This is a genomic window from Streptomyces viridochromogenes DSM 40736 (assembly GCF_000158955.1).
GTDB lineage: Bacteria > Actinomycetota > Actinomycetes > Streptomycetales > Streptomycetaceae > Streptomyces > Streptomyces venetus.
Genome location: NZ_GG657757.1, coordinates 7697681 through 7714585, shown reverse-complemented (window position 1 = coordinate 7714585; position 16905 = coordinate 7697681). Strand labels below are relative to the sequence as shown.

At 71.9% G+C, this 16905-nt stretch carries 12 protein-coding genes, 1 tRNA gene and 3 pseudogenes; 7 read left to right on the top strand and 9 right to left on the bottom strand.

The features are described from left to right. On the bottom strand, nt 1-416 hold a 416-nt coding region (locus SSQG_RS33785; RefSeq protein WP_039934197.1), incomplete at its 3' end, for an ATP-binding protein. 96 nt (nt 417-512) lie between these two features. Here SSQG_RS33785 and SSQG_RS33780 point away from each other — a divergent pair. Beyond that, nucleotides 513-1598: pseudogene (locus SSQG_RS33780) on the top strand (M12 family metallopeptidase). A 520-nt stretch (nt 1599-2118) separates the two neighbouring features. Next, entirely contained in the window at nt 2119-3411 is a 1293-nt protein-coding gene (locus SSQG_RS38385) for a cation:proton antiporter (protein ID WP_106434224.1), read from the top strand. Between the two features lie 77 nt (nt 3412-3488). Here the strand turns inward: SSQG_RS38385 and SSQG_RS33770 are convergent. From SSQG_RS33770 to SSQG_RS33750, 5 genes are all read right to left on the bottom strand, one after another. Further along, a tRNA-Pro gene (locus SSQG_RS33770) sits at nt 3489-3562 on the bottom strand. Between the two features lie 66 nt (nt 3563-3628). After that, a complete protein-coding gene (locus tag SSQG_RS33765; protein ID WP_003994466.1) occupies nt 3629-3979 on the bottom strand; it encodes a hypothetical protein in 351 nt (116 codons plus the stop codon). A gap of 265 nt (nt 3980-4244) precedes the next feature. Further along, complete coding sequence (locus SSQG_RS33760; protein WP_003994465.1) at nt 4245-5210, bottom strand: M28 family metallopeptidase; 966 nt, start codon at nt 5208-5210, stop codon at nt 4245-4247. 11 nt (nt 5211-5221) lie between these two features. Continuing rightward, on the bottom strand, nt 5222-7990 hold the full coding sequence (locus tag SSQG_RS33755) for a hypothetical protein (protein ID WP_003994464.1): 2769 nt from the start codon (nt 7988-7990) through the stop codon (nt 5222-5224). Nucleotides 7991-8176: 186 nt separating this feature from the next. Continuing rightward, nucleotides 8177-9175: a LacI family DNA-binding transcriptional regulator gene (locus tag SSQG_RS33750; RefSeq protein WP_003994463.1), complete on the bottom strand. Its 999-nt coding sequence runs from the start codon at nt 9173-9175 to the stop codon at nt 8177-8179. 110 nt (nt 9176-9285) lie between these two features. Here SSQG_RS33750 and SSQG_RS33745 point away from each other — a divergent pair, with 110 nt between their 5' ends. Continuing rightward, nucleotides 9286-10449 carry a Gfo/Idh/MocA family protein gene (locus SSQG_RS33745; RefSeq protein WP_003994462.1) on the top strand — a complete coding sequence of 388 codons (1164 nt, stop codon included), beginning with the start codon at nt 9286-9288 and terminating at the stop codon, nt 10447-10449. 3 nt (nt 10450-10452) lie between these two features. On the opposite strand, the gene SSQG_RS33740 is transcribed toward SSQG_RS33745, so the two are convergent. Both SSQG_RS33740 and SSQG_RS33735 read right to left on the bottom strand, forming a co-directional pair. Further along, a complete protein-coding gene (locus SSQG_RS33740) occupies nt 10453-11064 on the bottom strand; it encodes a TMEM175 family protein (RefSeq protein ID WP_003994461.1) in 612 nt (203 codons plus the stop codon). Between the two features lie 25 nt (nt 11065-11089). Beyond that, nucleotides 11090-12124, bottom strand: a complete 1035-nt coding sequence (locus SSQG_RS33735; protein ID WP_003994460.1) for a LacI family DNA-binding transcriptional regulator — start codon at nt 12122-12124, stop codon at nt 11090-11092. A gap of 108 nt (nt 12125-12232) precedes the next feature. On the opposite strand from SSQG_RS33735, the gene SSQG_RS33730 reads away from it, so the two are divergent. The 3 genes from SSQG_RS33730 to SSQG_RS33720 all read left to right on the top strand — a co-directional run bounded on the left by SSQG_RS33730 (nt 12233) and on the right by SSQG_RS33720 (nt 15300). Next, entirely contained in the window at nt 12233-13390 is a 1158-nt protein-coding gene (locus SSQG_RS33730; protein WP_003994459.1) for a phytanoyl-CoA dioxygenase family protein, read from the top strand. A gap of 7 nt (nt 13391-13397) precedes the next feature. Continuing rightward, entirely contained in the window at nt 13398-14174 is a 777-nt protein-coding gene (locus SSQG_RS33725; protein WP_003994458.1) for an SDR family oxidoreductase, read from the top strand. A gap of 121 nt (nt 14175-14295) precedes the next feature. Further along, the gene (locus SSQG_RS33720; protein ID WP_003994457.1) at nt 14296-15300 is read left to right on the top strand and encodes a Gfo/Idh/MocA family protein; all 1005 of its coding nucleotides are present in this window, start codon (nt 14296-14298) and stop codon (nt 15298-15300) included. 197 nt (nt 15301-15497) lie between these two features. Here the strand turns inward: SSQG_RS33720 and SSQG_RS39995 are convergent. After that, nucleotides 15498-15905 (bottom strand): annotated as a pseudogene (locus SSQG_RS39995) (GOLPH3/VPS74 family protein); the annotation flags it as partial. A gap of 143 nt (nt 15906-16048) precedes the next feature. On the opposite strand from SSQG_RS39995, the pseudogene SSQG_RS33715 reads away from it, so the two are divergent. Continuing rightward, a pseudogene (locus tag SSQG_RS33715) lies at nt 16049-16905 on the top strand (Gfo/Idh/MocA family protein); the annotation flags it as partial.

Below are 16905 nucleotides of genomic sequence, written 5' to 3'. Positions count from 1 at the left end.
GGCGCCGGGGCGCCGTCCGTGGCGACGACCAGCAGGCGGGTGCGGCCGTGCACGGCGAGCTGGTGGACCAGGGCGGCGGAGGCGTCGTCGAGGAGGTGCGCGTCGTCCACCAGCAGCGTGCGGACGCCGGACAGCAGATGGACGGCGCGGTGCAGGGTGACCGACTCGGGCAGCAGATGGGCGAACGCGGCGAAGGGGATGGCACGGCTCTCCGGTGTACCGGCGGCCCGGGCACAGTCGGTGCCGCGGACGGCCTCCTTGGCGAGGCGGGTCTTGCCGCAGCCCGCCGGTCCCGTCACCACGAGGCCGCGGGGCCCGCCGCCCAGGGACCGGCGGACCAGCTCCAGTTCGTTCTCCCGCCCGGCGAACGGCCAGGGGAGTTCCAGCGTTGTCGCGTCCCTCTCGTAAGTCGTCACACAGACATGAGCGCGGCTGCTCACTTCTGATACAGGGCGACTTGAGTAGCCCCCGACTCAGGCGCCCGGGACCGGCGGCAGGGCAGGCTGTGGGCCATGACCGCACGCTACTGCTCGCTGGCCCAGACGCCGGCGCCCGCCTTCGCACCGGGGCTGGCGGCCGAGCGGCTGAGCGCGCTCGCGGGCGGGCGGCGGATGTGGGTCAACGGCACCGTTCTGCACTACTGGTTCTTCGGCCGCGACACCGACGCGTCCGTCATCCCCGTGCCGGGGACGGGGATGACAGAGCGGGTGCCGTGGGCCGGCGCCGAGGATCAGCGGGACGTGGTGCGCGCGTGCTTCCAGGAGTGGCAGGACCTCGGCATCGGGATCGTCTTCGCCGAGGTCGACGACCGCTCGGAGGCCGAACTGCGCATCGGGTTCCAGCTCGGCGACGGCTCCTGGTCGGCGGTCGGCCGGGACGCACTCCTGGCCGGCCGGAACGAGCGCACCAAGAACTCGGCTGGGACCTGACCGCTCCGGTTTTTACGCGGGACGGCCCTGCACGAGATCGGGCACGCGCTCGGCATGCTGCACGAGCACCAGAGCCCGTACGCCGGGATTCACTTCGACGACGAGGCCGTGTACGCGGAACTGGCGGGCCCGCCCCACCACTGGAGCCGGGAGAAGACGCACTACAACATCCTGCGCAAGCTCGGCCCCGACGAGGTCAACGGCTCCGTCTGGGACCCACAGTCGATCATGGAGTACCCGTTCTCGTCGGGGCTGGTCCTGGAGCCGGAGCACTACCGTGCGGGCCTGCGCCCGCCGGGCACCCTGTCCGCCGCCGACAAGGAGTTCGTGCTCCGCTGGTATCCGCCGGCGGATCTGCCCGCCCCGCCCGCGCTGGTGCCGTTCCGTTCGGCACCGCTCGGTCTCGGACCGGGTGAGCAGGCCGACTTCGTCGTCGACCCGCCGCAGACCCGCACGTACACGCTGGGCACCTTCGGTGACGGTGACACCGTCGTCGTGGTCTTCGAGGAGCGGGACGGTGAGCCCCGCTACCTCGCCGGTCAGGACGACGGGGGAACTCCGCACAACGCCACGATCAGCGCCCGGCTCGTCAAGGGCCGCCGCTATGTCGTCCGTGTCCGCCTGTACTCCGCCTGGAGCAGCGGCGAAACGGCGGTGATGTGCTGGTGACGGCACAGACGCGCCGCGCGGACCTCTGAGCCACAGTCCGGCACCGGGGGAGCGGTCGAGGACGTCGTCCATGGGGGTGGGTGACGTCCTCGACCACGCCATGTCCGGGACCGGACGCCGGTGTACCAGCGCGTGCGCCGCCGTCCGCTCGTTCACGCCGTTGTCCGGCCGGTGCGGGGGCGCACGGTCGCCGGCGCGCTCGCCTTACGGGTCCTCGCCGAGGGCGGCGGGGCGGACACGGGGCGCACCGGCCGGGTGGTGTGGATCCTCCCCACGGGTGACGAGCGTTCGGTGGCGGCCGCCGCCGGGCATCGTGCAAGGGAGGTCCTCGTCACGGAGGGACACCGGGCAGGGGGGGCACCGTGGAGCGCGGGAGAACGGCCGGCAATGGCGTTACCCGTTCGGGTGGTGGCGCCTAGGCTGGATGGCTCTCGCGGTTGCACATCCGTACCAGAATGCGCACGCGGTGCCAGGGGGCCCGGCTACGCTCGCGGCGGAACACCGGGGGATGGGGGAGCCAGTGGAGAAGTCCCGACGCGACCGCACCCGGCGGCCCAAGCTGCCGGACGCGGTCCCCGCCGTGCTGCTCGGCGCGCTCGGCGCTCTGGTCGTCGGGACGGTGATCGGCCTGGCGGCGGATCCGTCGCGCCTGGTCGGCACCGGCGGATACGTCTTCGCCACCGGACTGCTGCTCGCCGTGGGCCTGTACGGCAGCACGTACGGCATCGACCTCGCGGACCTGCGCCGTGATCTGCGCGGCGTGGTGGTGGCCGTCACCCTGGGTGTCCTCGTCAAGGCGGGCCTCATCGCGGGCGTCATGGTGCTGGCGTTCGACCGCCCGGAGTACCTGGTCCTCGGCATCGTCGTGGCGCAGATCGACCCGCTGTCGGTGGCCGCCCTCAGCGAGGACGGCCACATGTCGCAGCGCGCCCGGTCCCTGCTCACGGCGTGGGCGTCCTTCGACGATCCGATGACGGTGCTGCTGACGCTGTACGTCGCCGGCTACGCGTACACGGCGGCCGGGAACGCGGGCACGCCCTCGGTGGTGGGCGGCGGCGCCCGCGGCTACCTCATCGGGCTGGCGCTCAACGCGCTGCTGCTGGCCGGCGCCCTTCTGCTGTGGTGGGCGGGCGGCAGGGTGTGGCCCGCCCGGCGGGATGCCGGGGAGGCCGGAGCGGCGGGAGGGCCGGGGACGGTCAGGGAGCCGTGGAGACTCCGCGGGCCTGCGACACCGCTCGCCGTCCTCCTGGTCATGGCCATGCTCGTGCTCGCCGCGCTGTACACGCTGATGCTCGCCGTGGCCGTCGCCGGACTGTTCCTGCGCGCGAAGGCGTTCACCCGCCCCCTCACGCGGGCGGTCACCAGTGCCTTCCTGCTCGCCACCGCCCTGCTGGGTCTGTTCGTCGCCCAAGGGGTGTCGCCGGCGCCGGGTCTTCTGCTCGGCGCCTCGGCGTTCGGGGCACAGGCCGTGGTGGCGATGCTGCTGATGCCGCTGTTCGTCCGCGGACTGTCCCGGAGGGACCGGTTCCTGCTGGGAATCGGCCAGCAGAACGGTCTCACGGCCGTACTGCTGGCCCTCACCCTGGAACGTGACTTCCCGAAGACGGTCGGGATCGTCGCCCCGGCCGTGGTGACCGTCAACCTGCTGCACTACGGGGCCAGGATCGGGTTCGGCTGCTGGTCGCGCCACCGGTCCCGGAAGGTCCGGCAACCTGAGGCGGAGCAGGAGCGACTCCCCCAGCGTCCGGTGGATGAGGACGGCAAGGAGGCAGAGCCTCCGGCCGCGGCCGACGGACTGCGGTCCTCCGCGTGAACCGAAGGGTGTGATCGATACGGCCGGAGGCCGTATCGGCGAACTCCGATACGGCCTCCGGCCTGCTGCCTCACACGTCGGGACGACAGGATTTGAACCTGCGACCCCTTGACCCCCAGTCAAGTGCGCTACCAAGCTGCGCCACGTCCCGATGCGTCTCGCGCGGGTGAACCGCGTGATCGTGCAGGTCAACCCTACCTCATAGGGGGAGCTGGGCTCAGCCTCGCGGTGCTCGGGACGACAGGTGTTCGGGGTGTGGGACGCCGATGGCGTGGGTGCCGAACAACGGCTCGGCGGGCTCCGGGAACTCGTCGCGCGGCCCGCAGCGGCGGCCGGTCCGGGCCCCGGTCCAGCCGGCGAGGCCCGCTGTCGAGACGGCCACGGCGAGGACGGCCCACCAGGGGATCTCCGCCCCGGTCGCGTGACCGGCGCAGGCCGCGACGGCCAGGAGCGCCGTGACGGCCCCTCCGGTCAGTCCGGCACGCCGCCGGTGCCGCGTCTCGTCCACGTCCTGCTCCCCCTTCGCCCACGCGATCGCGATGCCCTGGGTATCCCAACTCCCGGGCATATGCCGCAAACAATACGCGAGGCCGACGGCAACTACCTACCGGGGCATACGGGTTGAGACGGACACGCCGATGAACACCGTGGAGCACACGCCCGCCGGCGCGAAGGCCGTGAAGCCTCAGTCGCCCTGGCCAGAAGACGACCGTGAAGGTCGGCGCGACCGCATACGGACGCTGAGCAGGAACACGCCGGTGGCGGTGAGGGCGAACCGGATCGCTCGCAGGTGCTCGGCCAGGGATGGGCCGGGGCGCATGCCGGGGGTGCGCCTAGCCGGTGGCGTCGAGCGCTTCGGCGAGGACGGTCGCCAGGGTGAACCTCGTGACGTCGGCGAGGTACTCGTAGTCGAGCGTGGCCGGCGCGTCGGAGGTCTGGTGGTAGTGCGGGTTCCCGTCCCCTTCGTACGCGCCGATCGTCACGTCGCCCCGCGCTTCGAACGGCATGTAGTCACTGGCGTAGATGGGGCCGAGGCGCACCGGCAGCGTCGTGTGGTCCGCCGCCGCCTGTGCCATGACCGCGCCGAAGGCCAGGGAGGCGGCGTCATTGCCGGGCACGGCGTTCCCCAGGTCGCGCTCCACCGTCACGGTGCCGTCCGACGGGGGCCTGCCCACCATGTCCAGGTTCACGAGCCGGCAGGCCCCGGCCCCCGTGGCACTCAGCGCCGCCGCGTACGCCGTGGAGCCCCACAGGCCCTGTTCCTCGCCGGAGAACGCCACGAACCGGACCGTGCCGGCCAGGGCGACCGGGGCGAGCAGACGGGCGATCTCGAGGGTCGCGGCCACCCCGCTGGCGTTGTCGTCCGCACCCGGTGCGCGTGCCGTGGCGTCGTGCGGATCCGCCGTGCGGCAGTCGTAGTGGGCGCACAGGACGATGTCGGGTCGGTCCGTCACCGTGCCGGGCTTGGTGCAGATCACGTTGTCGGCGCTGTGACCGGCGTTGGTCCAGGTGCGTCTGGTGACATCCGCGTACCCGGCCGCCGACAGCCGGTCCGCGACCTCGTCGGCCGCGGGTCCGATGAACGGTGAGAAGGTGTGCCGCGTGGGGAAGGCCGCCAGGGCCTCCACGGTGTCGCGCAGCGCCGGTGCCGACACCGACCCGACGAGCGCGGCGACGGCCTCGTCCACCCGCTTGCCCGCCTCCCGGCGTTCCGCCGGTACGAAGGGTTCGGCCGGACTGGGCGGGTTTCCCTTGAGCGGCGGCGCGAGCGGCAGGCCCGCGAGTACGTCGTGGTTCATCTCGGCCGTCCTCAGCCGGTGTTGAGCGCGGGCAGGCAGGAGGCGCAACCGTTGTATCCGCGGACGAGCGCGTCCTCGGCGCGCAGGAAGGGCACCTTGCTGCCGGCCCCGAGCCTGGACCAGTGCGGGCAGGTGGAGACGTGCAGTTCGCCGCTGTGCGGGTTGCCGAAGAAGATGTCCTCCCGCTCCTTCACCGCGGTGATCTGGATCGTCATCCGTCCCGCGGGCTGCCCGTCCTGGTACTGGGTGACCACGAGCGGATACACCTGGAGGTGCTCCGCGTGGTGCGAGAAGTCGATCGTGATGTCCGCCGCCACCCGGTCGCCGGGCTCCAGCGTGAACCCGTCGACGACGGCCGTCCCGCCTCCGGACATCTCCAGTGTGGAACGCACCTGGCCCGGCTCGGTCACGGTGAGCCCGGTCAGCGCCGCGTCCTTGGTGAGGCGGCTCAGTGTGCGGATGGAGAGCCGTGTGTCGTCCGGCAGGGCCGTCGCGTCCAGGTGCCAGGAGCCGGAGCTTCGGGCGGGGCCGCCGTGCAGCGTGGTCGTCATGTGCGTCTTGCCGCCGGGTGCGGCCAGTTGCGGGGCCACGTTCCGCTGGCCCACGTTGTTGTCGAACCGGACCAGCCGGCTGTACGGCACCGGTCCGTTGAGGGTGGCGGTGACGGCGGGGTCGGGGGCCCCGTGGACGACGGCGACCAGGCACTCGTGGTCGGCGATCTGCGGGGTCCACACGAGCGGCCCCACCCGCACCGCTCCACCCGCCGGGATCGGCTGGTCGATCACCATGGTGCCCAGCGACTGGAAGTGCGTCGGCCAGATCATCCCGGTGCCCGGGTCGCACCGGAACGCCTCCACCTGGAACGCTCCGCTCGCGGCCGCCTGGGTCCCTCGGTTGTGCACCCGCACATAGAGGTGGTTGGGCCGGCCGTTGACGGGCGCCTCATGGCCCAGCTCGGGGTTGTCGCCCGTGCTGATGTCGTTGTTGCGGACCCAGATGTCGGGCGAAGTCCAGGACTGGGCGTCGCTCGGCACGGCGCCGAGGTCGGCGGGGTTGTCACCGATGTAGACGTCCACCGGCCGCGGCGCCCACAGCCCCTGGCCCACGAAGGCCTCGTCCATGACCTTGCTGTAGAGGCCTCCGGTGAGCGTGGAGTCCGCGGTGACGCAGCCCCTGGCCATGCTCACGGCGTGAGCGGCGTCCGAGGAGCTGTCGTCCGGCACGATGAGCAGCATCTCGAGCATCGTCCGGTTGACGGCGTCGGCCGCCGCGATCCGTACGGCGGGATCGGGTGAGTCGCCGCCCATGCCCAGGTAGCACCGCCACAGTGCCGTGCCGAGCATCGAGTTGCGCAGGTTGACGCCGAAGTCGTCGAACGCCGGGTCGTCGAATCGCTCGCTGACGTCGAGCCGGCGCTCGGTGCTCCACCGGTCGGTGGCGTTGTTGTCGAAGGGGAAGGTCTCCGTGCGCCGGTGCCCGTCGGGGTTGAACCTGTCGCGGTAGATCGCGGGAAGCGCGTCGCAGACGCTGTGCTCGTACGAGCTGGATCCGCCGTGCTGGGCGTCGAGCCAGTCGAACACGCCGTGGGTGTACTCGTGGCCGATGACACCGAAGTCGCCCGCGTCGGGGGCGCCGCCCTCGCCGAAGCGGATCCGCGGGGGCGTCAGCGTGCCGTGCCACTCGCTCTGGTCCTGTCCGTCGTAGGCCTGGGCGTCGACCTCGACCTTGACCATGTGGGCGTTGAGCGTCGCGTTGCCCAGGCTGCGCAGATAGCGCGCGAAGGAGTCGAGCCAGTAGTAGGCGTTCGCGCTCAGGAAGGAGCGGTCGGCGGGATAGGTCTGGTAGGTGAAGTCCGGCGAGGTCTCCTCGGGCTGGGGGAAGGCCGGGGGGTCCCAGTCGGTGCACCTGAACCAGTCGCCGTCGAGGCGGAATCCGCCCCCGTCGGCCGGAGCTACCTCGGCCTGCACGTCGTGGCGGAAGGCGTCGAGGACGGCCGCGCTGGAGTGCCCGTGCAGAGTTCCGTCGTCGGACTCGGTGACCGGGTCGGGCAGGAAGACCTTCAGATCGGCCGTCACGAATTTTCCGGCGAGGGCGAGCCAGAGCAGTTTCCCGGAGACGGCGTCCAGGACGACACGGAAATGTTCGAAGGGGCCGGTGGTCTCGACGAGCAGATCGTGGACGAGGTGGAGGGCGCCGTCGGGCTTCCGCCCCTTCTTCAGCAGGGCGATCGAGGCGGTGGGGTAGTCGGTGTCCGGCAACGCCGGCCTGGATGTGTCCCGCAGGTACGCGAGTTCGTCCCTGATGACTTCGGCGGATGCGAAATCCCTCTGGAACGGCGCCAGGGCGTTCTTGCGCACGGCGTCGAGCGGGTGGGCCGTGCCGGGGTCGGGGGCGTCCGACACATCGACCTCCGCCGTGTGGTCGACCTGGACGACGGCGGCCTGTTTCACATCGGCCACGGCCTGGACGGTGGCGCCCACGACCGGGATGTCGTTGTGGAACTGCTGGTAGCGCACGCGCAGGGTGGCCGCGCCCTCGGCGGAGTCCACCTCGCGCAGGTCGATGCGGCCGGTCCGGAGTGAGTCGGAGCGCGCCTTCATGAAACGGTCGATGGCCTGGCGTGCCGTGGGCGCGCGGTGCAGAGTCGCTCCGGGATCCACATACGCCCGCAGAACACCGTCGGAATCGGTGTGTTCACCCACACCCGGAACCATTCTCAGCGGCTTGTCGGCCTGAGGGCCGGGCATGTTCCTCTGCGGTTCGGTGTGGTGCGCATTCATGGGAAGCCTCCTCCAGCGATCGTGGAGGGAAAGAGAAGAACACGCCAAGCCGCCTTGGCACGCTCGGATTTGGGGTGTCGGAATAAAGTCTAGTCGCGCGCACAGGGGGCGGCGACTTGGGAAATACCGCCGGAAGCGCCCTCGTTGAAAACGAAAAAGCGGCCCGCTCAACCATCCGTCACGGGGTCAGGGCGGCGGCGCCGTCGTCCCCCGGATCTCCAGCGTCGGCGCCGCCAGGTGCGGCCGGCCCTCTCCCCCGGGCCGCTCGAAGCGGTCGAGGAGGAAGCGGGCGGCCCGGCGGCCGACCTCGTGGCCGGCGTTGTCGACGGTGGTGAGCCACAGGTGGCGCAGGCGGGAGATGCTCGTGTTGTCGTAACCGACGAGGGACAGGTCCTGCGGGACGCGCAGGCCCAGTTCCTCCGCCGCCGAGAGTGCGCCGACGCAGGTGATGTCGTTGACGGCGAAGACGGCCGTGGGCCGGTCGGGGCGGTTGAGGAGGCGGACGGTGGCGCGGTAGCCGCCCTCCTCGGTCATGTCGCCGTTCTCGACGACGGCCCGGTCGGCCAGACCGTGCGCCCGCATCGTCGCCTCGAAGCTGCGGCGGCGCAGTTCGCCGACGGCACCGTAACCGGCGAGGTGCGCGATGCGGCGGTGGCCGAGGCCGATCAGGTGCTCGGTGACCAGCCGGGCACCCTGCTCGTCGTCGCCCGCGACCTGGTCCACGCCGGGCGGTACCGGCTCCCGGGCACCCGCCAGGACGACCGGCATGCGCGCGGCGACCGCGCCGAGGGCCGCCGGGTCGGGCAGGGTGCCGACCACGACCAGACCGTCGACGCGCAGGTCCAGCAGCGGGTCGGCAGGGTCCTGGCCGGTGCGGCGGTTCAGGCGCGCGTCGGCCAGCAGCATGTGCAGGCCATGGGCGTGCAGCAGGGAGTTCAGGCCGTCGAGGAGGTCGACGAACCAGGGGTTGCGCAGGTCGTTCAGCAGCACGCCGACGGTGCGGGTGCGCTGTTCGCTGAGGCTCCGGGCGGCGGCGTTGGGCCGGTAGCCGAGCTCCCGGGCCGCCCGGAGCACGGCTTCCCGCTTCTCGGGGCGCACCTGGTCGGAGCCGCGCAGCACCAGGGAGACCAGCGACTTGGAGACGCCGGCCCGCTCGGCCACGTCTCGGATCGTCGGCGGTCTCATGGATGGACCGTTCCATGCGGGTCAGCGGCTTGTCAAAGGGTTGACAGCCATGGGAAACCGCGCTCAGGGTGAGCTGGACAGGTTCTGGAACGGTCCAAAGAGGGGCTCTCATGGTGGACACGCTCGGCGTCGCCGTCGTCGGTTTCGGCTGGATGGGGCGGGTGCACACCCAGGCGTACGCGCGTGTGCGGCATCACTATCCGCAGCTGCCTCTCGTTCCGGAACTGGTGACGGTCGCCGAGGAGGTGCCGGGCCGGGCGGAGGAGGCCGCCGCGCAGTTCGGCTTCGCCTCGACGACACGGGACTGGCGCGAGGTGGCAGCGGACCCGCGCGTCGAAGCGGTCAGCATCACCGCACCGAACTTCCTGCACCGCGAGATCGGCGTCGCCATGGCCGAGGCGGGCAAGCACATCTGGATCGAGAAGCCGGTGGGTCTGACCGCCGAGGACGCCGGTGCGGTGGCGGACGCAGTGGCCAAGGCGGGTGTACAGGCCACGGTGGGCTTCAACTACCGTAACGCGCCGGCCGTCGAGGCGGCCCGCGAGCTGATCGCCTCCGGGGAGATCGGCACGGTCACACACGTCCGCGTCCGGCTGTTCAGCGACTACGCGGCTCATCCCGAGGGCGCGCTGACGTGGCGCTACGAACGGGAGCGGGGCGGCAGCGGGGTGCTGGGCGACCTGGCCTCGCACGGTGCCGACCTCGCCCGTCACCTGCTGGGCGACATCACCTCGCTCACCGCCGACACGGCGATCTTCCTGCCGGAGCGGGCCCGGCCCACCGGCGCCACGGCCGGCCACAGCCGCGCCTCCGGCGGCGAGCTCGGCCCTGTCGAGAACGAGGACTACGTCAGCTGTCTGCTGCGCTTCGCCTCGGGGGCGCGCGGGGTCCTGGAGGCCTGCCGGGTGTCGGTCGGCGAGCAGAACAACTACGGCTTCGAGGTGCACGGCACGAAGGGGGCCGTGTTCTGGGACTTCCGCCGTATGAACGAGCTGGGCATCAGCCGCGGCACGACGTACCAGGACCAGTCCGTCACCACGGTGTACGTCGGACCGGGCCACGGCGAGTTCGCCGCCTTCCAGCCCGGTGCGGCGAACGCCATGGGCTACGACGACCTGAAGGTCATCGAGGCGTACCGCTTCCTGCGCTCGGTGGCCGAGGGCACCCCGCACGGAGCGACGCTCACGGATGCGGTGCACAGTGCCGCCGCGCTGGACGCGATGACGCGCTCGGTGCGCAGCGGTGCGTGGGCGGACGTGTCCGCCGGGGCATGAGGTTCAGGCCTGCTTCTGGAGGCGGCGGCCGAGGAGGCCTCTCACCGGGACGAGGACGAGCCACAGCCACATGGCGTAGGACCCCATGACCAGGGCCAGCGGTACGGTCGCGACGAACACCACCACCATCGTGGCGCTGTCGACGAGGTACAGCGTGGTGCCGGCCTCCGAGGGGGTGCCGTGGCGGAGCCACGGGCGTCTGGCCAGGACTGCGGCCAGCGCCAGCTGGCCGGCCCCCATCGCGGCGACCGCGCCCGAGTAGACGGCGACCGAGACGGGCTGGTCTCCGTACTCCGCGAGCAGCCTGGTGGGGAAGGGCACCAGGGCCGCGACACCGAGTCCGGCGATGGACAGGGTGATCACCTGTCCGTCGACCTCCCGCACGTCACGGAAGATCCTGCGGTGGTCGTGGCAGAAACTGCCCAGCACGGTGACGCTGAGCGCGTAGGCCCCGAGGTCCGGGAGCAGCCGGCGCAGGGCCTGGTCGTACTGGTCGGCGTCCAGTCCGCGCGGTACGTAGAGGTCCAGGACCAGCAGCGTGATGGCGATGGCGAACACACCGTCGGCGAGCGTCAGCAACCGGTCGGGCCCGCCGTCCGGGCGCGATGTCCACATGGGCACGACGGTAGGGCACCCCGCCTCACACACCCGCGGCCTGCGGCGGCATGTTGTACGGCGTCACCACCTGGATCGCCGACGGCGGGGTCGGTCCCGCCGGTGGCAGCGCGTCGTGCGCCCGCATGACGGTGTGGCAGGCCTCGCGCACGTCCTGGCGCAGGTCGTGGTGGAGCACGGCGGACAGGCGGTGCTCGCGCAGCAGCCGGGTGTTGTCGTGGTCGAGGTCGTGCGCGACGAACACGGCGCACTCGCGGCCGAGGTCCTCGAACGCCCTGAGCGTGGCGATGTTGCCACCGCCGATCGAGTACACCGCGCGGATGTCCGGGTCGCGTTCCAGGGCGGCCCGGACGAGGTCGTACTGGGTGGCGTCGAGGCCCTGTCCCTCGGCGATCTCGACCAAGGTGCGCTCGGGGTGCCGGGCGCGCATCGCGCTGCGGAAGCCCATCTCCCGCTCCTCCTCGTTGCGGAAGAAGCCGCTGCTGAGGCTGGTGAGGATGTTGCCGGGGCGGTCGCCGAGCCACTGGCCCGTCAGATACGCGGCCGTCGCGCCCGCGGCCCGGTCGTCGATGCCGACGTAGGCGCGGCGGGCGCTGGTGGGCAGGTCGGTCACGAGGGTCACGACCGGGATGCCGGCGGCTTCGAGCCGGCCGACGGCGGCGGTGACCTCGGGGACGTCCGGCGCCTTGAGGATCACGCCCTGCGAGCCGCGCCGGGCGATCCGGTCCAGGGTCCGCACCAGTTCACCGACCGGGCCGGTCTCGCGGAAGTGGAAGCGGGAGCGCAGCACCGCCGGGTGCAGGGACGGCAGCTCGGCCTCCAGGGCGGCGCGGATCGCCGTGGTGAAGCGCTCGGGTGCCTGCATCACGATGTCGACCATGAACGTCCGGCCGACGAGCCGGACCTGGGTGCGCTGCCGGTCCAGATCGGCTATCGCCCGGCGCACCTCCTGCGCGGTACTCTCCCGCACCCCGCCCCGGCCGTTGAGCACCCGGTCGACGGTCGCCTCGCTCAGGCCCGCCTGGCGTGCGATCTCCCGGATCGGGAACGGGTGGCCCATGCGCCGGCTCCTTGAGGGGTTTTTGATGGGTCGCTGCTGGTTGTTCGAGGGGTTTGTACTGACAAGAATGACAGGGCTCCGTCGCTCCGTGACCCCGAAGGGACGACGATGTCCTTCACTTCCGTCCACCACCGTGCCTGGTTGTCCGAGCAGGACTGCGATCTCGACGCGTTCCGCGCGCTGGTCGAACAGGAGACGGACCCCGCCGACTATCCGCACGCCTCCGCCGTGGAGCGGAACGTGCCGGTCTACGACACCGGTCTGCTCGAGGGCGACCGGGTGGTCCAGGCCGAACTGTCCCGGGCGCTCGCCGACGGTCCCGGCATCGTCGTCTTCCGCGGTGCCTTTCCCGACCCGGAGGTCGTGGACCGGGCGACCGCCGTGTTCGAGGCCCTGATCGCCGAGCAGCGCGCCTCGGGCGCCACGGCCGGTGACCACTTCGCCGAGCCGGGCGCCAACGACCGGGTGTGGAACGCGCTGGAGAAGGCGGCCCTGTACGACGCGGAGACCTTCGCCGACTACTACGCCAACGAGGTGCTCGCGCTGGTCGCCACGGCCTGGCTCGGCCCCGGCTACCAGGTCACCTCCCAGCTCAACGTCGTCAACCCGGGCGGGGCCGCCCAGACCTCGCACCGCGACTACCACCTGGGCTTCCTGTCCAACGAGGTCGCCGCCGCCTACCCGGCGCACGTGCACCGCCTCTCCCCCGTGCTGACCCTCCAGGGTGCGGTCGCGCACTGCGACATGCCGGTCGAGTCCGGGCCGACGATGTACCTGCCGCACTCGCAGAAGTACGCGCCGGGCTATCTCGCCTGGCGGCTCCCTCGGTTCCGGGCGTACTTCGAGGCGAACCAGGTGCAGCTGCCGCTCGCGAAGGGCGACGCGGTCTTCTTCAACCCGGCCCTCTTCCACGCCGCCGGCACCAACCGCTCGGCGGACATCCGGCGCATGGCGAACCTGCTGCAGGTGTCGTCCGCGTTCGGGAGGGCCATGGAGACGGTGGACCGGGAGGCAGTGGCGAACGCGGTGTACCCGGCACTGCTCAAGCGCAGGGCCGAGGGTGCCGACCGGGCGTGGCTGGAACGGGTCATCGCGGCGAGCGCCGAGGGCTACCCCTTCCCCACCAACCTCGACAGCGACCCGCCGGTCGACGGCCTGGCCCCGCCGTCGCAGGCGGATCTCCTGCGGCGGGCGCTGCGCGAGGAGTGGACGCCAAAAGCGCTCCGTGCGGAGCTGCGGGCCGGTACCGAACGGCGAGAGAGCTGAGGAATTCGTGGGACTTCTCGACGACAAGGTCGTCCTGGTCAACGGCGGCAGCCAGGGTGTCGGTGCCGCCGTCGCGCGGGCCGCGGTCCGTGAGGGGGCGGTCGTGGCCGTCACCGGGCGGCGCCCCGAGCCCGGCGAGGCCCTGGTGGAGGAGCTGATCGCCGCGGGCGGCAAGGCCCTGTACCTCCGGGCCGACCTGTCGGACGCCGAGCAGGCGAAGGCCTCCGTGAGCCGGGTCGTGCAGGCGTACGGCCGTGTCGACTGCCTCGTGAACGCCGCCGGGCTGACTTCCCGTGGCACGCTGCTGGACACGACGCCCGAACTGTTCGACCAGCACATCGGGATCAACCTCAAGGGGCCGTTCTTCGCCATGCAGGCGGCGGTCGCGGACATGGTGGCGCGTGAGGCGCCCGGCACGATCGTCAACATCATCACGTCGTCGGCCCATGGCGGGCAGGCGTTCCTGGCGCCGTACGTCGCCGCCAAGGCGGGGTTGATCGGGCTGACCCGGAATGCCGCGCACGCGCATCGGTGGGATCGGGTTCGGATCAACGGGCTGAACATCGGCTGGACCGCGACGGAGGGGGAGGATGCGACGCAGCGGGCGTTCCATGGGGCCGGGGACGACTGGCGTGAGCAGGCCGCTGCGAAGTTGCCCATGGGCAAGTTGGGCCAGCCGGATGAAATCGCCGAGTTCGTGGTCTTCCTGTTGTCGGAGAGGTCCGGAGTGGTCACCGGGTCGATCATCGACTGGGATCAGAACGTGCTCGGTGGGCTCGACTAAGGATCTGCCGCGCTTTGCCGTTGGTCGTGTGCGGCGCCGTCGTGGTTGATCGCGCAGTTCCCCGCGCCCCTGAAGGAAGGGGCGTAGCACCACCCCCGTTGATACAGAGGAGCAACACCCCATGCGTATCGGAATCCTCGGTCTCGGTCGTATCGGCGCGTTTCATGCCGAGACCCTCTCCGGGCTCGACGCCGTCGAGTCCCTCGTCGTCACCGACCCGTTCGCGGGTGCCGCCAAGGCCGCCGCCGAGCGGTTCGGGGCCGAGGTCGTGGACTCGCCCGAGGCCCTGCTGGCCGCAGGCGTGGACGGCATCGTCGTCGCGGCGGCGACGGACGCCCACCCGGCGCTGATCCTGGCCGGGGTCGAGGCCGGTGTCCCGGTCTTCTGCGAGAAGCCCGTCGCCAAGACCATGAGCGAGGGCGTCGAGGTGCTCAAGGCCGTCCGCGGCAGGGACGTGCCCATCCAGATCGGCTACAACCGCCGTTTCGACGCCGGGTTCGTCGCCGCGCGCGCCGCGGTGCGCAGCGGTGAGCTGGGCAAGCTGCACACCGTGCGGTCGACCACGCTGGACCCGGCGCCACCGCCCGCCGCGTACATCGCCGCCTCCGGCGGCATCTTCCGCGACTGTTCGGTGCACGACTTCGACATCATCCGCTGGGTGACCGGCCGTGAGGTGACGGAGGTGTACGCCGTCGGCGGCAACCGCGGCGCCGACTACATCAAGGAGGCCGGCGACGCCGACACCACCGGCGCGATCCTCACCCTCGACGACGGCACGATCGCGGTGGTCTCCAACTCCCGCCACAACGCCCGTGGTTACGACGTCCGCATGGAGATCCACGGCTTCCAGGACTCGATCGCCGTGGGCCTGGAGGACAAGCTGCCGCTGCGCTCCGTCGAGCCCGGCGTGACCTTCCCGGCGGGCACGCCGCACGACTTCTTCATGGACCGCTTCACCGAGGCCTACCGCGCCGAACTGACCGCGTTCACCGAGGTCGTCGCCGGTACCCGCCCCTCCCCCTGCACGATCGAGGACGCTCTGGAGGCGGGCTGGATCGCCGACGCGTGCACGCTGTCGCTGCACGAGCACCGTCCCGTGACCATCGAGGAGGTACGGGCGGCCTGACATGGCGGCCGCCGCGGCTCAGGCACCGCGCCAGACGTTGGCGAAAGGCGTCGTCCTCGATGGCCCGGCGGCGGCGGACGGCGTCTTAGCTCCGTCACGGCGCCGACCACCGCGGCCAGCACGGCCTCGGCCGAGTCCTCGGGCGCCGCGAGGTCCTCGGGCACCTCGTCGCGCACCCCGACCGCGGCCGCGAGTGTGGCGAGCACCGGCTCGTCGGTCGCCCCGCGGTGCAGTGCGCGCTGCCGGGCAGCAGACTCGACCGGTGTCGGCCAAGTGGTGCCGCGGAAGGGGAGCCAGGAGGCCCGGGGCCGTGAGACGAGCCCCTCTTCCTCCAGGGTCGTCACGTACTGCTGGGCCAGTCCGCGGCCCCTGCGCCACAGCCAGTCCTCGACCGGCTCGTACGGCTTGTCGCGCACGAGTGCCGTCGCGGCCTGGTCCAGCAGCGGGTCGTCGAGGGGCGGCGCCAGGCGGGACACGATGCGGTCGCCGTCCAGCGTCACCACCTCGGCACCGAGCAGGTCGATCACCTCGGCCCCGGCCAGCCCGAGCGACAGGTCGCCCTGCGTCACCGGCCGGCTCGTGGCCGCGTCCAACGCCACGATCATCAGGTCGCGTGCTGTGCCCATCACGGCTCCCCTCGACGGCACTGATCACGCTACGCCGCTGCCGCCCGCGGGGCGACCAGGATCTTTGTGCACACTGTCGACCACGAGCACCGTCCCGTGACCATCTAGGAGACATGGCCCGCATGAGCGAACCAGTCCGGGAACCACTGCGCATAGGACTGCTGGGAGCCGCACGGATCACCGAACGCTCCCTGATCGCCCCGGCCCGGGCGACCGGCCACCGCCTCGTCGCGGTGGCCGCCCGCGACCGTGCCCGCGCCGAGGCGTTCGCCGCCGAGCACGGCGTGGAGCGGGTGGCGGGGTCGTACGCCGACCTGGTGGCCGATCCCGAGATCGACGTCGTCTACAACCCGCTCGCCAACGGCCTGCACGGCCCGTGGAACCTGGCCGCCCTCGCGGCGGGCAAGCACGTCCTGTCGGAGAAGCCCTCGGCGAGCAACGCCACGGAGGCGGCGGAGGTACGGCAGGCCGCCGAGAAGGCCGGGACGGTCTTCATGGAGGCCTTCCACTACCTCTTCCACCCGGTCACCCGCCGCCTGCACGAGTTGCTGGACTCCGGCGAACTCGGCGAGCCGCGGCACGTCGAGGCCATGGTCGCCATCGCCGCGCCGTCGGGCACCGACCCGCGCTGGTCGCTGCCGCTGGCCGGCGGCGCCCTGATGGACCTGGGCTGCTACAGCCTGCACGCGCTGCGCATGCTGGCCCCCTGGGCGGGCGGCGCGCCACGCCTGGCCGGGGCCCGGGGCGGGGAGCGCGCGGGCGCGCCCGGCGTCGACGAGTGGCTGGACGCCGACCTGGAGTTCCCCGGCGGCGCGACCGGGTCCGCCCGGTGCCACATGGCGTACGACGGGCTGGACATGAGCATCCGGATCGTCGGCTCCCGGGGCGAGGCGAGGGCGGCGAACTTCGTGCTGCCCCAGGAGGACGACCGGATCGTGGTCCGCACTCCGGAGGGCGAGCGCACGGAACGGCTCGGGAC

Bases quoted from the DNA above. Each gene is read 5' to 3' on its own strand.
- SSQG_RS33765 (WP_003994466.1), bottom strand. From the start codon at position 3,979: ATGCCCGGGAGTTGGGATACCCAGGGCATCGCGATCGCGTGGGCGAAG.
- SSQG_RS33760 (WP_003994465.1), bottom strand. From the start codon at position 5,210: ATGAACCACGACGTACTCGCGGGCCTGCCGCTCGCGCCGCCGCTCAAG.
- SSQG_RS33755 (WP_003994464.1), bottom strand. From the start codon at position 7,990: ATGAATGCGCACCACACCGAACCGCAGAGGAACATGCCCGGCCCTCAG.
- SSQG_RS33750 (WP_003994463.1), bottom strand. From the start codon at position 9,175: ATGAGACCGCCGACGATCCGAGACGTGGCCGAGCGGGCCGGCGTCTCC.
- SSQG_RS33745 (WP_003994462.1), top strand. From the start codon at position 9,286: ATGGTGGACACGCTCGGCGTCGCCGTCGTCGGTTTCGGCTGGATGGGG.
- SSQG_RS33740 (WP_003994461.1), bottom strand. From the start codon at position 11,064: ATGTGGACATCGCGCCCGGACGGCGGGCCCGACCGGTTGCTGACGCTC.
- SSQG_RS33735 (WP_003994460.1), bottom strand. From the start codon at position 12,124: ATGGGCCACCCGTTCCCGATCCGGGAGATCGCACGCCAGGCGGGCCTG.
- SSQG_RS33730 (WP_003994459.1), top strand. From the start codon at position 12,233: ATGTCCTTCACTTCCGTCCACCACCGTGCCTGGTTGTCCGAGCAGGAC.
- SSQG_RS33720 (WP_003994457.1), top strand. From the start codon at position 14,296: ATGCGTATCGGAATCCTCGGTCTCGGTCGTATCGGCGCGTTTCATGCC.